The sequence below is a fragment of the Terrisphaera buseokensis genome (genome assembly GCF_047521145.2).
Classification (GTDB): Bacteria; Verrucomicrobiota; Verrucomicrobiia; order Opitutales; family Opitutaceae; genus ER46.
In genome coordinates this window covers 1,533,236-1,551,507 of record NZ_CM134186.1, presented here as the reverse complement: position 1 = coordinate 1,551,507, position 18,272 = coordinate 1,533,236, and the positions used below count along the sequence as shown (strand labels likewise).

Annotated in this window: 12 protein-coding genes; 7 read left to right on the top strand and 5 right to left on the bottom strand. The window is 65.4% G+C overall.

Going from position 1 to position 18,272, the window contains the following annotated elements:
• Positions 1-312: 312 nt before the first annotated feature.
• The 6 genes from gyrB (at position 313) to ACLJEU_RS05605 (ending at position 11,323) form a co-directional block, all read left to right on the top strand.
• Positions 313-2,862: a DNA topoisomerase (ATP-hydrolyzing) subunit B gene (gene gyrB, locus ACLJEU_RS05630; protein WP_414660542.1), complete on the top strand. Its 2,550-nt coding sequence runs from the start codon at positions 313-315 to the stop codon at positions 2,860-2,862.
• Positions 2,863-3,168: 306 nt separating this feature from the next.
• Complete coding sequence (gene gyrA, locus ACLJEU_RS05625; protein ID WP_414660543.1) at positions 3,169-5,655, top strand: DNA gyrase subunit A; 2,487 nt, start codon at positions 3,169-3,171, stop codon at positions 5,653-5,655.
• Positions 5,656-5,901: 246 nt separating this feature from the next.
• Positions 5,902-6,372 carry a PTS sugar transporter subunit IIA gene (locus ACLJEU_RS05620; RefSeq protein ID WP_414660544.1) on the top strand — a complete coding sequence of 157 codons (471 nt, stop codon included), beginning with the start codon at positions 5,902-5,904 and terminating at the stop codon, positions 6,370-6,372.
• Positions 6,373-6,533: 161 nt separating this feature from the next.
• Positions 6,534-7,502 (top strand): magnesium/cobalt transporter CorA, encoded by a 969-nt coding sequence (gene corA / locus ACLJEU_RS05615; protein ID WP_414660545.1) that lies wholly within the window; start codon positions 6,534-6,536, stop codon positions 7,500-7,502.
• A gap of 191 nt (positions 7,503-7,693) precedes the next feature.
• On the top strand, positions 7,694-9,334 hold the full coding sequence (locus tag ACLJEU_RS05610) for an L-lactate permease (RefSeq protein WP_414660546.1): 1,641 nt from the start codon (positions 7,694-7,696) through the stop codon (positions 9,332-9,334).
• 69 nt (positions 9,335-9,403) lie between these two features.
• Positions 9,404-11,323: a tetratricopeptide repeat protein gene (locus ACLJEU_RS05605; RefSeq protein ID WP_414660547.1), complete on the top strand. Its 1,920-nt coding sequence runs from the start codon at positions 9,404-9,406 to the stop codon at positions 11,321-11,323.
• A gap of 74 nt (positions 11,324-11,397) precedes the next feature.
• On the opposite strand, the gene ACLJEU_RS05600 is transcribed toward ACLJEU_RS05605, so the two are convergent.
• The 5 genes from ACLJEU_RS05600 to ACLJEU_RS05580 all read right to left on the bottom strand — a co-directional run bounded on the left by ACLJEU_RS05600 (position 11,398) and on the right by ACLJEU_RS05580 (position 16,770).
• Positions 11,398-11,874 (bottom strand): nuclear transport factor 2 family protein, encoded by a 477-nt coding sequence (locus ACLJEU_RS05600; protein WP_414660548.1) that lies wholly within the window; start codon positions 11,872-11,874, stop codon positions 11,398-11,400.
• Positions 11,875-11,904: 30 nt separating this feature from the next.
• Complete coding sequence (glcF, locus tag ACLJEU_RS05595) at positions 11,905-13,170, bottom strand: glycolate oxidase subunit GlcF (RefSeq protein ID WP_414660549.1); 1,266 nt, start codon at positions 13,168-13,170, stop codon at positions 11,905-11,907.
• 186 nt (positions 13,171-13,356) lie between these two features.
• A complete protein-coding gene (locus ACLJEU_RS05590) occupies positions 13,357-14,424 on the bottom strand; it encodes an FAD-binding protein (protein WP_414660550.1) in 1,068 nt (355 codons plus the stop codon).
• Between the two features lie 101 nt (positions 14,425-14,525).
• The gene (locus tag ACLJEU_RS05585; RefSeq protein ID WP_414660551.1) at positions 14,526-16,037 is read right to left on the bottom strand and encodes an FAD-linked oxidase C-terminal domain-containing protein; all 1,512 of its coding nucleotides are present in this window, start codon (positions 16,035-16,037) and stop codon (positions 14,526-14,528) included.
• Positions 16,027-16,770, bottom strand: coding sequence for a class I SAM-dependent methyltransferase (locus tag ACLJEU_RS05580; RefSeq protein ID WP_414660552.1), 744 nt, complete (start codon positions 16,768-16,770; stop codon positions 16,027-16,029). The genes ACLJEU_RS05585 and ACLJEU_RS05580 overlap by 11 nt, the downstream gene beginning before the upstream one ends.
• A 187-nt stretch (positions 16,771-16,957) precedes the next feature.
• Here ACLJEU_RS05580 and ACLJEU_RS05575 point away from each other — a divergent pair, with 187 nt between their 5' ends.
• A complete protein-coding gene (locus ACLJEU_RS05575) occupies positions 16,958-18,232 on the top strand; it encodes an MFS transporter (protein WP_414660553.1) in 1,275 nt (424 codons plus the stop codon).
• Positions 18,233-18,272 lie beyond the last annotated feature (40 nt).

The window sequence follows — 18,272 nt, the reverse complement described above, 5'->3', positions numbered from 1 at the left end:
GCCTGCCGGCTCCGCGTGGGCGGGTTGCAATCAGCCCGCGAGACCCTCGGACCCGCTGCTCCCCGTCCGCGCGGTGCGGGCACCCCGCCGACAAAAACCGCCCTTTTCGCCCCGGTCCGCGCCGCAATTCGCGCCCGCCATCTCGCGCTACCCCGGGGTCCCCACCACCCCCTGCGACCGCAAGCCCATAATCGCCAAAAAAGCGGGCCTGTTGCGCTGGTTTTTTCTCAAAAAAACCCTCGCCAGTCCGGCCGTTCTGCGAGAATTTTTGCCTTTCATTTTCGGCCCGCCAATCCCTCCCGAACCCTCTTCATGTCCGACACTCCCGACTCCCTCGAACCGCAGAAGAATCCAGCCATCTCGGGTACCTACGACTCCTCCCAACTTGGCAAGCTCGAGGGCCTCGAAGCCGTGCGCAAGAAGCCCGGCATGTACATCGGTGGCACCGATGAACGCGCGCTGCACCATTGCGTCTCCGAGGTGCTGGACAATTCCGTCGACGAGCATCTGGCCGGACATTGCACGCGCATCGAGGTCGCCATCCACGTCGACGGCTCGATCAGCATTCGCGACAACGGTCGCGGCATCCCGGTCGACATCCACCCGATCTACAAGATTCCGGGCGTCGAGATGGTGCTCACCACGTTGCACTCCGGCGGCAAGTATGGCCAGGGCGGTTACAAATTCTCCGGCGGCACGCACGGCGTCGGCGCCAAATGCGTGAACGCCGTCTCCGAATGGTTCGAGGTCGAGGTGTCCCGCAACAGCCAGGTGCACCACATGAAGTTCGAGCGCGGCAAGACCACGAAGAAACTCGAGGTCATCGGCAAGGCCCGCGGCACGGGCACACTCATCACCTTCAAGCCCGACGCCGAAATTTTCCGCGAGACGACGGTGTTCCAGTCCGGCCGCATCAGCCAGCGGTTGCGGGAACTCGCCTTCCTCAACTCCGGCCTCGAGATCATCTTCACCGACGAGCGGCCCGCCGAGCCCAAGCCGGAACGTTATTACTACAAGGACGGCGTCGAGGAATTCGTGAAGCAGCTCAACACCGGCAAGACGCCGCTGCATCCGAAGCCGATCCGCATCGCGAAGGAGTCCACGGTCAAACTCGACGACAAGGACGCCGAGGTCCACGCCGAGGTCGTCCTGCAGTACAACGACACGTACAACGATCAGGTCCTCTGCTACACGAACACGATTCACAATCCCGACGGCGGCACGCATCTGTCGGGTTTCCGCAGCGCCCTCACCCGCGCGATCAATCAGCACGCGAAGGCGAACAATCTGCTCAAGGACAAGGATCCGCAGATCACCGGTGACGACGTCCGCGAGGGCCTCGCCGCCGTCATCTCGATCAAGCACAGCGATCCGAAGTTCGAGTCGCAGACGAAGGTCAAGCTGCTCTCCCCCGAGGTCGAAAGCATCGTCGGCTCCATCTCGTACGAGGGCCTGATGTTTTACTTCGACGCCAATCCGTCCGTCGCCAAGCGCATCGTCGACAAGGGCCTCAACGCCGCCCGCGCCCGCGAGGCCGCTCGCAAAGCCCGCGAAACCGTCCGCAAGGGCGCTCTGTCCGGCGGCGGCCTGCCCGGCAAACTCGCCGACTGCTCTGAACGCGATCCCGCGCTGACCGAACTCTACATCGTCGAGGGCGACTCCGCCGGCGGCTCCGCCAAACAAGGCCGCGATCGCCGCTTCCAAGCGATCCTGCCACTGCGCGGAAAACTCATCAACACCGAGAAGGCCCGCCTCGACAAGGTGCTCTCGAACGAGGAAATCCGCACCCTCATCACCGCCTGCGGCACGGGCATTGGCGAAGGCGACGAGTCGGTCGGCGGCTTCAACGTCGCAAAGGCGCGTTACCACAAGATCATCATCATGACGGATGCCGACGTGGACGGCTCCCACATCCGCACGCTGTTGCTCACGTTCATCTATCGCCAGATGAAGGGCCTGATCGAGCGCGGCTACATCTACATCGCCCAGCCGCCGCTCTACAAAATCAAGCGCAAGAAGCGCGAGCAGTACGTCGACAACGACGAGCAGCTGAACCGCATCCTGCTCGAGCTCGGCTCCGAGGACGTCGTGCTCACCCGCCACTCCGACAGCCACGTCTTCGCTCCGGCGCAGGTGGACAAGATCGTGGAGAATCTCGCCGCGATCGAGAAACTCGGTGCCGGCGTGACGCGTTACGGCGCGGGCCTGGCCGAATACCTCGACACGCACGATGCCGCCACGCACGCGCTGCCGCGCTACGTCGCCCGCATCCGCGAAGGCAACAAGGAGGCCCACGAGTTCCTCCGCGACGAGACGGCCCGCGCCCAGTTTCTCCAGAAGCACGGCCTCAATGCCGATCTGACCGAGCAGGCTGAAAACGCCGCCAACAGCACCGCCCCGTTCAACGGCGAGAAGCGCCCGCTCTCGACCAAGCGCATCACGATCCACGAAATCTTCGAGAGCACCGAGATGGCGAAGCTGATCAAGGCGATCGCCGCGACCGGCCTCGACATCGCGCGTTTCAGCGCGACCGAAGCCGCCCAGTTCTCCATCACCGAGAACCCTGGCCAGAAGAGCGAAGCCAAGACGGAACTGCACGGTCCGCTCGAAATCGTCGCGCAAATCCGCGCCAACGGCCGCAAGGGTCTCAGCATCCAGCGTTACAAGGGTCTCGGCGAAATGAATCCGAAGCAGCTCTTCGAAACGACCATGGACCCGGAGAAGCGCCGCCTGCTGAAGGTGAATATCGAGGACGCCGCCAAGGCGGATGCGCTGTTCACGCTGCTCATGGGCGACGAAGTCCCGCCCCGCCGCCAGTTCATCGAGGACAACGCCCTCAACGTCCAATTCCTGGATGTTTAAGGAGGGGAATTCTTACAGGAGGCAACGGAGACAACGGAACAATTCAAAAGCCAGAAAACCAGGAGCCAGAGCACCCGCATCTTCGAACCATTTTATTGCTTTCTGGCTTTTGCATTAATTCCGACCGCCTTCTCTCCGTTTCCTCCGTTATCTCCTGTAAAATCTCTTTCGTTTGGAACCTGAAATATTCTAAAGCCAAGAACCAGAGCCTTCGAATCCTACCGCAGCCTCCCGGCTTCCTGGCTTCTGAATTAATCTTCGCTCTCCCTCTCCCTTTCGCCTCAGCAAATCCCTTTTTCCGTTCACGTGTACACCGCCAGCGAAAAACTCACCTCGGCCAACATCACCGACATCATGCAGACGGCCTACATCGAGTACTCGATGTCGGTCATCATCTCGCGCGCGCTGCCCGATGCCCGCGACGGCCTGAAGCCCGTCCAGCGCCGCGTGCTCTACGCCATGCTGCGCGAAGGCCTGCTGCACAACCGCTCGTTCGACAAGTGCGCCGGCGTCGTCGGTGAGGTGCTGAAAAACTACCACCCGCACGGCGACTCCTCCGTGTACGACACGCTCGTCCGCATGGCGCAGCCGTGGGTGATGCGTTACCCGCTGATCGATCCGCAGGGTAACTTCGGTTCCGTGGACGGCGATCCGCCCGCGGCCTACCGTTACACCGAGGCCCGCCTGCGCGACATCGCCGAGGATCTGCTCAAGGACATCGAGGAAGACACCGTCGACTTCGTGCCGAACTACAAGGAGTCGACGACCGAGCCGACCGTTCTGCCGTCCGCACTGCCGAATCTGTTGATGAACGGCTCGACCGGGATCGCCGTCGGCATGACGACGAACATCCCGCCGCACAATCTCGACGAAATCATCACGGCGACCTGCGCGATCATCGACAATCCGCGCATCTCCGTCGACGACCTCTGCAACATCATTCAGGGACCGGATTTTCCCACCGGCGGCATCATCTCCGGACGCGAGGGCATCCTGAGCTACCTGAAAACCGGCAAGGGCATCGTCCGCACGCGTGGCAAGGCCCACACCGAGGAGATGAAGGGCGGGATGGAGCAGATCGTCATCACGGAGATTCCGTACAACGTTAACCGCAACACCCTCGTCACCCGCATCGCCGAACTCGTCGGCGAAAAGGAAATCGACGGCATTCGCGATCTCCGCGACGAGTCCGACGAAAACACGCGCATCGTCGTCGAACTGAAACGCGGCGAGCAGGCGAAGGTGGTCATCAACCAGCTCTTCCAGAAGACCGCGCTCGAATCCTCGTTCGGTGTCACCCTGCTCGCCCTCGACAAGAAGCGGCCGAAGCAGATGAACATCAAGGAACTCATCGAGTGCTACATCGAGCACCGCCGCGATGTCGTCACCCGGCGCACGAAGTTCCGCCTGCGCGAGGCCGAGGACCGAGCCCACATCCTCGAGGGCTACATCATCGCCCTCGATAACCTCGACGACTTCGTCAAAATCATCCGCGCCTCCGCCAATCGCGAAGAGGCCAAGACGCGCTTGATGGCGAAGTACCCGCTGTCGGAACGCCAGACTGACGCCATTCTCGAGCTGCGGCTCTACCAGCTCACTGGACTCGAGCGCGGCAAGATCGAGGCGGAGTACATCGAGCTGATGAAGCTCATCGATGAACTCCGTAGCATCCTCGCCTCCGAAACGAAGCTCCTCGAACTCATCAAGCAGGAGCTGATGGCGATGAAAGAGAAATACACCTCACCGCGCCGCACCGAGATCGTCGGCGCCGCCGGCGAATTCCGGATGGAAGACGTCGTCCCGAACGAGGGCTGCGTCATGACCGTCTCGCACCTCGGCTTCATTAAACGCACCCGCGTCGCCGACTACCGCTCGCAGAAACGCGGCGGCAAGGGCGTGATCGGCGCCGAGACGTACGACGAGGATTTCGTCGAGCATCTCTTCACCGCCTCGACGCACGACTTCATCCTCTTCCTCACGAGCACCGGCCAGTGCCACGTGAAGAAGGTGTACGACGTCCCCGAGGGCACGCGTGCCTCCAAGGGCAAGTCGGTCTCGTCGTTCCTTCGCCTCGCCGAAGGCGAAAAGATCGCCGCGATGATCTGCGTGAAGGATTTCGTGAACACCCTGCACATCGCGATGGCCACGAAGAACGGCGTCACGAAGAAGACCAACCTCGCCGACTACACCAACGCCACCCGCGAAGGCGGGCTGCGCGGCATCAAGCTGGAGGAAGGCGACACCCTCGTCGGTTGCGTGCTCACCAACGGTGAGAACGAAATCATCCTCATCAGCAACAAGGGCCAGGCCGTCCGCTTCAAGGAAGAGGATCTCCGCGATCAGGGCCGCGACACCGTCGGCGTCACCGGCATGCGGTTCAAGTACGAGGGCGACTACGTCAAGACGATCGCCGTGTGCGATTCCGTCGCGAAGCTGCTCGTCGCCCGCGAGGACGGCGTCGGCAAACGCACGCCGTTCGAGGATTACCGCCTCACCTCCCGCGGCGGCACCGGCGTGATCGCGATCGATCTCCCGGAGGATGGCTCCGTCAACGTCGCCGGCGCGCTCAGCGTCGGTGAGAACGACGAGGTCATGCTGCTCACCGCCAAGGGCCAGAGCATCCGTTGCCCGGTCAACGGGATTCGCGAGACCGGCCGCGGCGCCAAGGGCGTCCGCCTCGTGACGCTCGAACCCGGCGACAAACTCCTCAGCATCGCACGCATCGTCGAAACGGACGAAGAGCAGGCGGCCGGAGCCGAAGTACCCGACGCGGGCGCAGCCCCGACGGTCTGAGCCGTTTCACCGTCAACGTCGCATTCCCTCCGAGGGAATGCGGCGCATACCTCATTTCAACCGCCCGCGGGCTGGGCGCCCGGCATTTGGTCCGGGTGCGCGTCGACATTTCGATTCAGGCCCACCGCGCGTGCAGTGCCGGTCCCACTTTCACAACGCGCCAGCGCAGCGTCCCCGCGGACCGGAGCGTAAACTCCACCCTTGCCAAGCCGCAGTGCGCTTTACTGTCTGTTGGTCCCTTCCTGCATGGCCGGTCGTATCACTTCGCTTCTCGATCCTACGCGCATTGCACTTCACGTGCAGAGCACCAAGCGCACGGCGGCGCTCAACGAGATCGCACGCCAGCTGGACGGGCACCCTGACGTCGGCAACTACGCGGGTTTCTACGACGAACTGCTCGCCCGCGATCGCCTGGACACCACGTGCCTCGGCAACTCCGTCGCGCTGCCCCACGCCCGCACCGAGCACGTCCGCAAGATCGTGATGGCCGTCGGCCGCGCGCCCGCGGGCATTCCCTTCGATGCGGACGGCGAACGCGTGCGGTTGTTTTTCGTGCTGGGCACGCCGAAGACGAAGCCCGGCGACTATCTCGCCGTCGTCAGCGCCCTCTGCAAGATCCTCAAGGATCCGACGGATCGTGCGTCGTTTCTCGAAGCCGAGACGCCCGAGGCCTTCATCCGCGCCATCGCCGCCGCCGAGGCGAAGCTCGGGCTGTAACCGACGCGCCACGGCGCCGGCAGTTGAAAGGGTGAAAGGTGAAAGTTGAAAGACCTCGGCCAATCGCACCGCCCTGAAGCAAACCGCTGCGTGGGGCTCCGCTTTCAACTTTCACCTTTCACCTTTCAACTCAAGCAGCCTCCCGCCACGCTGCGCCCCGAATGATCCGCTCGTTCATCTTCAGCGACGGCAAGCTGGTCGGCCAGGACCTCGAACTCGAGGCGTTGCGTCTGGTGCGCTCCGACAAGGGCCTGCTGATCTGGGTCGACCTCGACAACCCGACGCCCGACGAAATCAAGAGCATCCTCGAGGGCGTATTTCAGTTTCACCCGCTCGCGATCGAGGACTGCGTCGCACCCAACTCGCTGCCCAAGGTCGAGGACTACGAAGACTATCTCTTCATGGTGACGCACGCGGTCGACTTCACGCGTACGGAGAAGTTCAACACCACCGAGCTCGATCTCTTCCTCGGGCGTGACTATCTGGTCACGTTCCACACCGCACCGCTCCGCTCGGTGTCGGCGCTGATTGATCGCTTCGTGAAAAGCGTCGGCGTGGGCCCGCGCGGTCCCGACCGCATCGCCCACACGCTGATCGATCTCCTGGTGGACAACTACGTGCCGGTCATCGAGGAACTGCGCGCCGAGCTCGAGGAGATCGAGGAACAGGTGCTGTCCAAGGCGTCCGGACACAAGACCCTGGTGAGTGAATTGCTGCACGTCCGCGGCGACTTCACGCGCCTCCGCACGATTGTCCGCCCGCAACGCGATGTCATCGACCGGCTCTCGCGCGGTGACAGCAAACTCATCCGCCCGAAGCTGCTGCCGTACTTTCGCGATCTGCGCGACAACCTCGCCCGGCTTGAGGAAACTGCGGCGGGCTATCACGAGCGCCTGATGATGGCGTTCGACATTTTCCTCAACAAGGCGGCCTTCGAGGCGAACGAGGGCATCAAGTTCCTCACCGCGATCACGGCCGTCACGATTCCGATCATGGTGATCGGCACTTGGTATGGCATGAACTTCGAGAACATGCCGGAGTTGAAACACGGCTACCCGTGGGCGCTGGGCTCGACGTTCGTCACCACGATTCTGATGGTGATCTACCTGAAGCGGAAGAAGTGGTTCTAAGCCGGAGCCCGCTGCGTCGTCCGTCCGCGAGTGACACGGACCACGCAAAGTGACACGTTTCCCGCAGATCGATCGCAGTCGTCATTCCGCGGAAAAAAACTCGCCTCACCTGCAGCGGCATGGCTCGCTCCGAAGCGTCCCCGCTTGCCGCGCCCACCCCTTCGGCGTGCACCCCACTCCCTTCGCGTCCCATGACTTGGTCCCAGAACTACGCTCCCATCGGTGGCATTGGCACCTCCGCCCTCATCGCCGCCATTCCTGTCGTCGTCCTGCTGGGATTGCTCGCCTTCTGGCACGTGCGCGCGCACATCGCGGCGATGATTGCCCTGGGCGTCGCGCTCGCGACCGCCATCGGCGTCTACGGCATGCCGGCCAAGCTCGCCTTCGCCGCCGCCGGCAACGGCGCCGCGTTCGGCCTGCTGCCGATCGGCTGGCTCATTCTCAACGCGATTTTCATCTATCAGCTCTCCGTGGAAACCGGCCAGTTCGCGATCCTGCAGAAACAGATCGCGGGCATCTCGGGCGATCGCCGCATCCAGGCGCTGCTGCTCGCGTTCTCCTTCGGCGCCTTCATTGAAGGCGCGGCGGGCTTCGGCGCCCCGGTCGCGATCAGCGGCGCGCTGATGATCGGGCTCGGTTTCAAACCGCTCGAAGCCGCCAAACTCGCCCTCATCGGCAACACCGCGCCAGTCGCGTTCGGTTCGCTCGGCATTCCGCTCACGACGATGGCACCGCTGACCGGGCTCGATTTGCACGCGCTCAGTTCAATGGTCGGACGCCAGCTGCCGTTCTTCTCGTTGATCGTTCCATTCTGGCTCGTCGCGGCACAAGTGGGCTGGCGCGGCATGATCGCCGTGTGGCCCGCGTGCCTGGTCGCCGGCGGCACGTTCGGCCTGATGCAGTTTCTCATCAGCAATTATCACGGTCCGTGGCTCGTCGACATTGTGAGCGCGGCGGTCTCGATGCTCGCCCTCGTGGTGTTGATGCGTTTCTGGCAGCCGAAGGAGGAGTCCACCAACCCGGCGGCTGCAGCCGCCACGAGCGCGCGGCCGATCGCCTCCGGTCCCGCCTGGAAAGCCTGGCTGCCGTGGATTTTTCTCACCGGCTTCGTCTTCATCTGGGGTCTGCCGGTGGTGAAGAAGACGCTCAACGGCATCTATGCGCCCGAGATTCCCGTGCCGGGGCTGCACCTCGCGATCGAAAAAGTCCCGCCCGTCGCGCCCAAGCCCACGCCGGAGAAAGCCATCTTCACCCTCAACCTGCTGTCCGCCACCGGCACCGCGCTGCTGCTCGCGGGCGTCGCCTCGGTGCTCGCCCTTGGCGTCAGTTTCCGTCGCGCCCTGACGATTTACGGCCAGACATTGATGCGCGTGCGCATCTCGCTCCTCACGATTTCAGTCATGATGGCGCTCGGTTTCACGACGCGGTTCAGCGGCACGGATACCACCATGGGCCTCGCCATGGCCGGCACGGGCTGGCTCTTTCCGTTCTTCTCCCCGCTCATTGGCTGGCTCGGCGTGGCGCTCACCGGCAGTGACACGTCGTCGAACGTACTCTTCGGCAACCTGCAAAAAGTCTCGGCCGAGCAGCTCGGGTTCTCGCCGATTCTAATGTGCGCGGCCAACAGTTCCGGCGGCGTGATGGGCAAGATGATTGACGCCCAGAGCATCGTCGTCGCGAGCGTCGCCACCGGCGGACACCCCGAGAGCCCCACCGCCGGCACGATTCTGCGCGCGGTCTTCTGGCACAGCATCGCCCTCGCGATCCTCGTCGGCCTGCTCGTCATGGCGCAGGCGTATTGGTGGCCGGGCGTCGTGCCCGTGGTTAAATAACTCCGGGCACCGCGGCTCGCGCGCCGGGTTTTCCCTTTTCTTCCGCGCGTCCGCCCGTCTCATCGGCGCATGCGCGCTTCCGCCATCGGCTCACGCCCCGACCACCGCCTCGCGGTGCTGGCGTCGGTCCTGCTCGTGGCATCCACGTGGAGCGCATACTGGAGCAGTCTGGTGGTGCCGTTCTTCTTCGACGATCACGCCGCCATCACGCTCAACCCCACCATCCGGCATCTGGGACAACTCGATCGCGTGCTATCCCCGCCGCAGGAAGGCGGCGGGATCATGGGCCGGCCCGTGGTGAACCTTTCGCTCGCGTTCAACCACGCACTCGGCGGCACCGCACCGCGCGGGTATCATGTTTTCAATGTCACGCTGCACGCGCTCGCGGCCCTGACGCTCTTCGGACTCATCCGGCGTACGCTGCAGCAGCCCGTCCTGCGCGCGCGGTGGAGTGAAGCCGCCACGCCCCTCGGCTTCGTCGTGGCGCTGCTCTGGACGCTGCATCCGATCCAGACCGAGTCGGTGACCTGCGTCATTCAGCGGACCGAACTCCTCGTCGGGCTGTTTTATCTGCTCACGTTATATGGTTTCACGCGGAGCGTCGCCGAACCCGGCGCGCGCCACTGGCCCGCGCTGGCCGTCACGGCGTGCGCGCTCGGCATGGCGAGCAAGGAAGTGATGGTGTCGGCACCGCTGCTCGTACTCCTCTACGATCGGACGTTTGTCTCCGGGACCTTTCGCGCGGCGTGGACTCGCCATCGCCGGCTGCATCTCGGCCTCGCCGCCACGTGGCTTGTGCTGGCCGCGTTGCTGGCGAGCATCGGTGGCAGCCGCGCCGACGCGGCGGGTTTCGGGCTGGGCGTCACAGCGTGGTCCTACGCCTTGAAGCAATGCGAGGCAATCGTGACGTACCTCGCGCTCGCTGTCTGGCCCCACCCGCTTGTGCTCGACTACGGCACATCCGTCATCACCGATCCCGCCCTGGTCGTGCCGCAGGGCCTCCTGCTCATCGCGCTCATTGGCGCCACGTTCGCCGCGTTGCGCTGGCGGCCGGTTGCGGGCTTCTGCGCCTTCTGGTTCTTCGCGATTCTCGCACCGAGTTCGAGCGTGGTGCCGTTGGTCACGCAAACCATGGCCGAGCATCGGCTCTACCTGCCGCTGGCCGCCGTGATCGTTCTGGCCGTGGCCGTGCTCACCCGCGCCGTGGGCCGCCGGGGTCTGTGGGCCGCCGGCGCAATCGCCCTGGCCTTCGGCGTTGCGACCAGCGCGCGGAATCGCACGCTGCAGGATGAAGTCACGCTCTGGCGCGACACGATCGCGAAGGCGCCGGACAATCCCCGCGCGCACGCCAGCCTCGGGCTCGCCCTCTCCGAACGGGGCAACCCGCGCGGGTCGCTGCCGCACTTCCACCGCGCGCTCGCACTCGATCCCACGTCCGTCGCCACCGAGCAGAACATCGGCAACGCGTACTTCGCGCTCCGCGAGTTCACCACCGCCGCCACTCACTTCCGCCGCGCGGTGCAGCTCAATCCGAAGTTCGCCAGCGGCTACAACAACCTTGGTGCCACCCTGCTCGAACTCGGCGACGTCGAGGGCGCGCTGCAAAACTACCGCACCGCGATCGCGCTGGATCCCACGCACGCCAACGCCCACCAGAATCTGGGCCGCACGCTGCTGCAGCTCGGCCGGTTCCCCGAAGCCGTCACGGCGTACGCCACCACCACGCGCCTGCGGCCTGACTCCGCCGACGCCCACTACCATCTCGGCCTGGCGCTCGCGCGCGCCGGGCGGACGGACGCCGCGGCGACGTCCTTCGCCGAGGCGCTGCGACTTCGTCCGAGCGCCGTATCCTATTTTAATTACGCGCGTTTTCTCGCCGACGCCGGTCGAACGCGGGACGCCATCGCCGCGCTCGAAACCGCGTTGCGCCTCCAGCCTTCATTCCAAGAAGCGCAGCGCGAACTCGCCCGGCTCCAGTCACCGCAGTAGGGGCGCGGCTCGACTGCGCCTCGGGCGTGGACAACCCACGCCCGTACGATCCGAAGCGTGGACAAGCGACGAACCTATTTCTTCGGCGGCACGATGCTGTTGCCCGCCGGCCGCGCGGACTGCCACGCAATCATCCGCCAGGTGCCCGACTCGTTGCGCCAGACGGCGAGATAACGCAGCTTCACCTCGGACCACTCGGTGCCGAGACGTTTGCGCATTTCCTGCAGGCCGAGCACAACCACGACGTCCGGATCGACCTGCATGGTCTCCAGCAGCGAGGTTTTGGCTTCCGCATACTGCGTGTCGCCCGCCATGAGGTTCTTCACGTAGTCGGCCTTCGATTCGACGCGGCCGTCGGAGTGCACGAAGCGCAGCTGATCCGACATCAACGCAGCCAGCGCCGAACCATCGCCGGCCACCATCGCCGCAATGCGAGCCTTGTCCGCCCGGAGCGCCGAGATGACCGCCGGTTCAGCCCGGAGCGACTGCACCGCACCGCCCGCCATCACGAGACCGAGCCACGCAGAAACTACGAACGAACGGGAATGCATGGGAGGAACGTTGTCGGACGCATCGCGCGGTCAAGGCTTCGCCTCATAGGCATCACGCAACACCTGCATCGTGTGCCGCACCCGGACCGGCGATCCGAGTTTTTCCAGCTGCGAACGCACCTGGGTGAGGCAACCGATGTTGCCCGTCGCCACCCACTCCGCCCCAGTCGCCATGACCGCCCGTGCCTTCTGCGCCCCGAGCGAATCCGCGAGAGCGGGCTGATCCAGATTGTACGTGCCGGCACTGCCGCAGCACAGGTGGCCGTTGGCGATCTCGCGGACCTCGACGCCCGGAATGCCGCGCAGCAGGCCGCGGGGCTCGCCGCGCACGTTCTGGGCGTTCGCGAGGTGACAGGCATCATGATACGCGACCGGCCGCGCGGTGCTCCAGCCGCGCGGTGGTTCGCGCAAGCCCAGCCGCGCCAGATAAACGCTCACGTCCATCACCCGGTGCCGGAAGGCCTCGGCCCGCGCCTCGTCAGCGGTGCCCTTGAGGATCAAGTGATACTCGTGCATCGCCGAGCCGCAGCCGGCGGCATTCGTCAAAATCGCATCCACGTCGGCGGGAAACGCCGCGAGATTCCGCCGCGCCATCGCCTGTGCCGCGCCGAGATCGCCCGTGTGCCAGGCCAACCCGCCGCAACAACCCTGCGCCTCCGGCACGACGACCTCGATGCCGTTGCGCGTGAGCACCGCAATGGTCGCAACGTTGATGTCGGGCTCGAGCACCTGCTGCGCACAGCCCGCCAGCAACGCCACGCGGCCGCGGCGCTCGCCCTGCGCCGGCGCCACGCGGGGCAGTGTCACCGCCGGCGGCACCTGCCGCGGTGCAAGCGCCAGCATCGGTCGCAGGCTCGCCGGCACCAGCGCACCGAGCGCGCGGCCGAGACTCGCGCCACGCAGCGCCAGGCGGAAACGCGCCGGATGCGGAATCGTCTGCGCCGCGAGCCAGCGCCGCAGGCGCTCACTCCACGAACGCGGCAAACCCGACTGCACCTGCGCGCGATAGGGGCTGATCAAATCGCGATACGGCACGCCGCTCGGACATGCCGGTTCGCACGCCAGGCAACCCAGACACCGATCGATGTGCGGCTGCGCAGCCGCGGCGGGGAGCGTCCCTTCGAGCACTTGCTTCATCAACACGATGCGCCCGCGCGGCGTATCCATTTCCTGACCGAGCTCGTGGTACGTCGGGCACGCCGCGAGGCAGAAACCACAATGCACGCACGCCTGCACGGCCTGCGCCATCGTTTCACCGAGCGGGCCGTGTTCCTGCGGTTTGATCGTGTGGAGCATGAAACTTAGCGGAGCGATGCGGTTGAAACGTGAACGTTGAATCCAACGCAGACAGCCAAACCGGTGGAAGCAGGAAGCCAGGAAACCAGGAGACCGTGCTCGCCGCCATGATCGGGCGGCGTCACCGGACGGGCACTACATGCGACCGGGGCAGCTCGGCTCATTCCGGGTTTCCTGGTTTCCTGCTCACTCATCGAGAGTCGGAAAGCGCTGGTCGGGATCGAGCGCCGCCTTGACGCGCCGCATCACGTCGTAGTCGCGGCGCGGTCCCGGCCACAGCGGCGCTTCGCCCCGAAGCGTCACAGCGGGCCACGCGATCACCGGCAGCGCGGTTCCCGCCGGCAACGACAGGTAGCCCGCGTTGCCGCCCGAGCTCACCCATCCGCGCGCCCCAGGGCTGCTTCGCACCAGCGCGGCGAATTCGACCACTTGAGCCGGGGTCAGCGCGACCTTCACGAGTGTCCCGCCGGCGTGTGCCCATTGGAATTCGCCGATCCCGCGCCACCGTTCCGCCGCCTCCGTCTCAGGCAGCACCGTGCCGGGCCAGCGCGCCAACATTTCCCGCGCCAACGCTTCCAGCGCGACCGGCGGACCCGCGAGCCGCGCAATCACCGCCGGTTCGTCGAGCGCGAGCTCCAGTGCATCGACTTCCCATCGCGCCCCGCCGGTCTCGATCAGGATTTTCGTGGCGGCCGCGAGATCGGGTACCGGCAGCCGCAGCGTGCGCGTCGCAACCGCCCGCGGAAAGACCTTGAACGTGATCTCTCCCAGCACGGCGAAGCGCCCCGCGCTGCCGACGAGAAACTTCGGCACGTCGAAACCGGCGGCGTTTTTCACCACCCGGCCGCCGAGGCGCAGACTGCGGCCCGCGCCGTCCACGAAACGGACGCCAAGGATGAAGTCCCGTACGCCACCAAATCGAAAACGTCCGGGCCCGCTCACGCCCGCGGCAACCGTGCCGCCGAGCGTCGCGCCTGCTTCCACCCACGCCGGATCGAAGGGCAGGTATTGTCCGCTGCGCCCCAAGACCTCCTTGATTTCACGCAGCGGCGTCCCGGCCAGTGCGGTGAACGTGAACTCACTCGGCTCGTAGTCGATGATACCGGTCAACTTCGCCGTGGAAATCCGCGCGAACTCCGGACCGACCAAGGAAAGCCGCGGCTTCGTCCCCGCGCCCACGGCCATCACCCGCGGTGCCGATCGCACCGCGTCAGCGAGTTCGTCAATGCTGGTGGGCTGCATCGCTTCAGTCATTTCGAAGACGGGCTGATTTAGACAGAATGAACAAAATGGACGGAATGAGGCCGGCCCAACACCCGCAGATTTTGTCCATTCTGTTCATTCTGTCCAAAACCTCACTCACGTGAGATCACTCCGGCCTTCTCGAGCGGATGCAGTCCGCGCTGGACCAGCGCCGGCGCATCGGCCGCCGGAAACATCTTGCCCGGGTTCGCGATCGTGAGGGGATCGAACGCGGCGCGCAGGCGATGCAGGCACGCGATCTCGTCGGGCGAGAACATGTCCGGCAGGTACTCGCGTTTCTCCATGCCGACGCCGTGCTCGCCGGTGATCGAGCCGCCCATTTCCACGCACATCCGGAGAATTTTTCCCGCCAGCACCTCTGCGCGATCAAGTGCGCCCGGCTCGCGGCCGTCATAGAGAATCAGCGGATGCAGGTTGCCGTCGCCCGCATGAAAGACATTCGCGACCCGGATGCCCGACTCCTTCGACCACGCACTGATTTTGCGCAACGCCTCGCCCAGCCGCCGCCGCGGCACGACGCCGTCCTGCACGATGAAATCAGGCGAGAGCCGCCCGACTGCGCTGAACGCGCTCTTGCGCCCCTTCCAGATCGCCAGCCGCTCCGCCGCATCGCGCGCCGGCCGCATTTCCACCGGACCGCTCGCTGCAAGCATCGTGTCCAGGCGGCCCCGATCCAACGCGACCACTTCGCGCGGCCCTTCAAGCTCGACGATCAACACCGCCTCGCAGCCCGGCGGGTAGTCCGCATGCACCGCGGCCGACGCCGCCTGCAGCGCGAGTGCATCCATGATCTCGATCGCACCCGGCAGCAATCCGCTCGCCACCACGGCCGCCACGGCGTCGCCCGCCTGCTCGAGCGTGCGATAGCCCGCCAGCACGGTGTGAAACGTCTCCGCCCTAGGGAGCAGTTGCAGCGTCACTTCGAGCGCCACGCCGAACAACCCTTCATGGCCGACGAACAAACCCGTCCAGTCCGGCCCGACGGATTCGCGACTCGCGCCGCCGAATTCCACCACCTCGCCCGTGGCGAGCACGGCCTTCACGCCGAGCACGTGATTCGAGGTCATGCCATATTTCAGGCAATGCGCGCCGCCGGCGTTGAAGGCCACGTTGCCGCCGATGGTGCAGATCGACTGGCTCGACGGATCCGGCGCGTAATGGAGGCCGTACGGCTGCGCGGCCGCGGTCACCGCGAGATTGACCACGCCCGGCTCGACCACCGCGATCCGCTGCGCCGCATCCAGCTTCAGAATACGATTCAGCTTGCTCAGCGCGATCACGATGCCGCCGGCGACCGGCACCGATCCGCCGGACAAACTCGTCCCACTGCCGCGGGCCACGAACGGAATCGTTTCGTCATGGCAAAAGCGCACGACCGCCACGACTTCGTCCTGCGTCTCCGGCACAACCACCGCCAGCGGTTGCGCCTGAAACGCCGTCAGCCCGTCGCTCTCGTAGGCGGCCAGATGCGCCGGACCTGTCAGCACCCGACCGGGCGCCAGCAACGCGACGAGCCGCGCGATCACGCCGGGGGCAGCGGAGGCGCTGGTCCCGTTTACTCGTGCAGCAGGCGGGACGCCTGCGCTCCCGGGGTCAACGCGCATACTCCACGTACCACTTGTCTTCGTACAGCTTGTGCTCGGCGACGGGCTTGAAACCCGCGGCCGCCATCCACGCCTTCGTCTGATCGCGGGTGATCTGCAGCGCGGGCGCATTCTTGTGCGGCCCGAGCTCGGGATGGAAATCAATGACGGCAATGCGGCCCGCGGGCTTGAGGTACACCGCCAGGTTCTTCAGGTATTCCGCGCGATTCTCGATGTGGTGCAGCACATCGTAGATGAACGCCAGATCGACGTCCCGCGCGGGCAGGGCCGGATCGGTGAACTTGCCGAGCACGGGAACTACCTGCGTCGCCTTCGCGTCCTTCGCCAGTTTCGCGATGTGGTCGACCAGACCCTGCTCGATATCGACGGCGTATACCTTGCCCGTCGCGCTGATTGCCTTCGCGAGCGGCAGGGTGAACACGCCGGAACCGGCGCCGATGTCGGCGACGACGCTCCCTGGTTTCAACTGCAACGCGGCCACCGCCGCGTCGACTTTCAGGCCGGCGACGCGTTTGGCCGAGTCGAGTGTCTTGAGCCACTCCTCGGTGGATCGCGCGCCGAGTTGGGCGTGGACCGACGGCGTCGCCCACCATGCCAGCGCCATCAGCGCCCAGCACAGCGGATAAAAAGCGACGCGGGGAAAATCCGGGAACGCTTGCCGGGAAATGACGCCACGGCGCGGGGGCGAGGAGGCGTGGGGAACACGGCTGGGGGCGGAGAGAAATGGCGACATGACAACGGGGGACTTCGATGCAACGACGACTCTGCTCATCGCTAACAGGCGCGGGCGGAAAAACAAGCCGCGCCCGGCGTTTCGCGCGCCCGCACAGTGCAGAACGATTCCAGCCGGGCAGTGATGCGGGGTGGGCGCAGTCTTCGCTTTCGTTTTTGCCCGCGGCACCTTTCCTCACCGACGACCCATGAAAGACCTTCTTCGCGATTCCCGCGTGCGGCGACTGCTCGTCGCCAACACGCTGGGCTCGATCGGGTCGGGGGTGACGATCTTTTCGGTGCCATGGCTGCTCGTGCATGAACCGGGCGGCAGCGAGGCCTACCGCTGGGCTACGATCGGCACCACCCTCGCGCTCTTCATCCTAGCGCCCTACTACGGGGCCTGGGTCGATCGCCACTCGCGCAAGACCGCGCTGCTCGCCAGCGAGCTCTGGGGCTGCTTCGCCACCACCACCATGGCGGTGGTCGGCCTGGCGTCGGGCGGCTTCGCGCCCTGGTCGCTGATGACCGTCTACTTCGCGGGCATGCTGTATTATACACTCCACTACCCGGCGAAGTTTGCCCTCATCCAGCAATTGTTCGCCCGGTCGCAATACCAGTCGCTGACCGGGCTGCTGGAGATTCAGGGCCAGACCGCGATGATGATCGCTGGCGGTCTCGGCGGCATCCTGGTGGAACACGTGCCGCTCTGGGTAATCCTGCTCTTCGACGCGGCCACCTATCTCACCAGCTTTCTCATCCAGGCGACGATTCCCTACGAGGCGACGCACCTGACCCGAACGCAGCCAGACGCAACCGTCGCGGCCGCGACCGACGCCCCTCGCGCGCCCGAGCCACGTCGTCCCACCGTGTGGGGTGCGGTCGCCGAAGGCTGGCGCTGGCTGCGCGATCGGCCGCGTCTCGGGATCTTCTTCACCTGCTCACTCATTCCGTTCGTGATCGTGATGGCGGGAAACTATCTCTTTCCGATCTACGTTGCGCAGACGCTGCAGGCCAGCGCGGCCTATTTCGCCGGAGGCGAGATCGCGTTTGCCGTCGGCTCCATCCTCGCCGGGTTCATGCTGCCACGACTGATCGGGCGACACAGTGCGGCCAACACGATACCGGCCACGATGCTCGTGTTCCTCGCCGGGCTCATCGTGATCATCACCCTGCGCGTGCCCCTCGCCTTTCTGCTCGCGGGCGCGCTTCTCGGTTTTGGCAACGCGGGCTGCCGCGTGGCCCGCAGCGCCCTGCTGCTGCACCTGGTGCCGAATGCCGTAATGGGCCGCGTCGGCGGGTTCTACCAGGTGCTTGATCGGGTGCTGCGCACGACGCTGGTGTTCTCGATGGGAATCGTCGACACGCAGGGGCCCCCGGCCGGTTACATGCTGCTCACCGCCGTGCTGCTCGTCGCGCTGTTCGGCGTCGCCCAGAGCCGCAGAGCCGTGCAGGAAGAACACACGCTTCCCGCGCACGGCTGATCTCGCCATGACGCCGCCTTTCCCCGTTCTTCACTTTTCT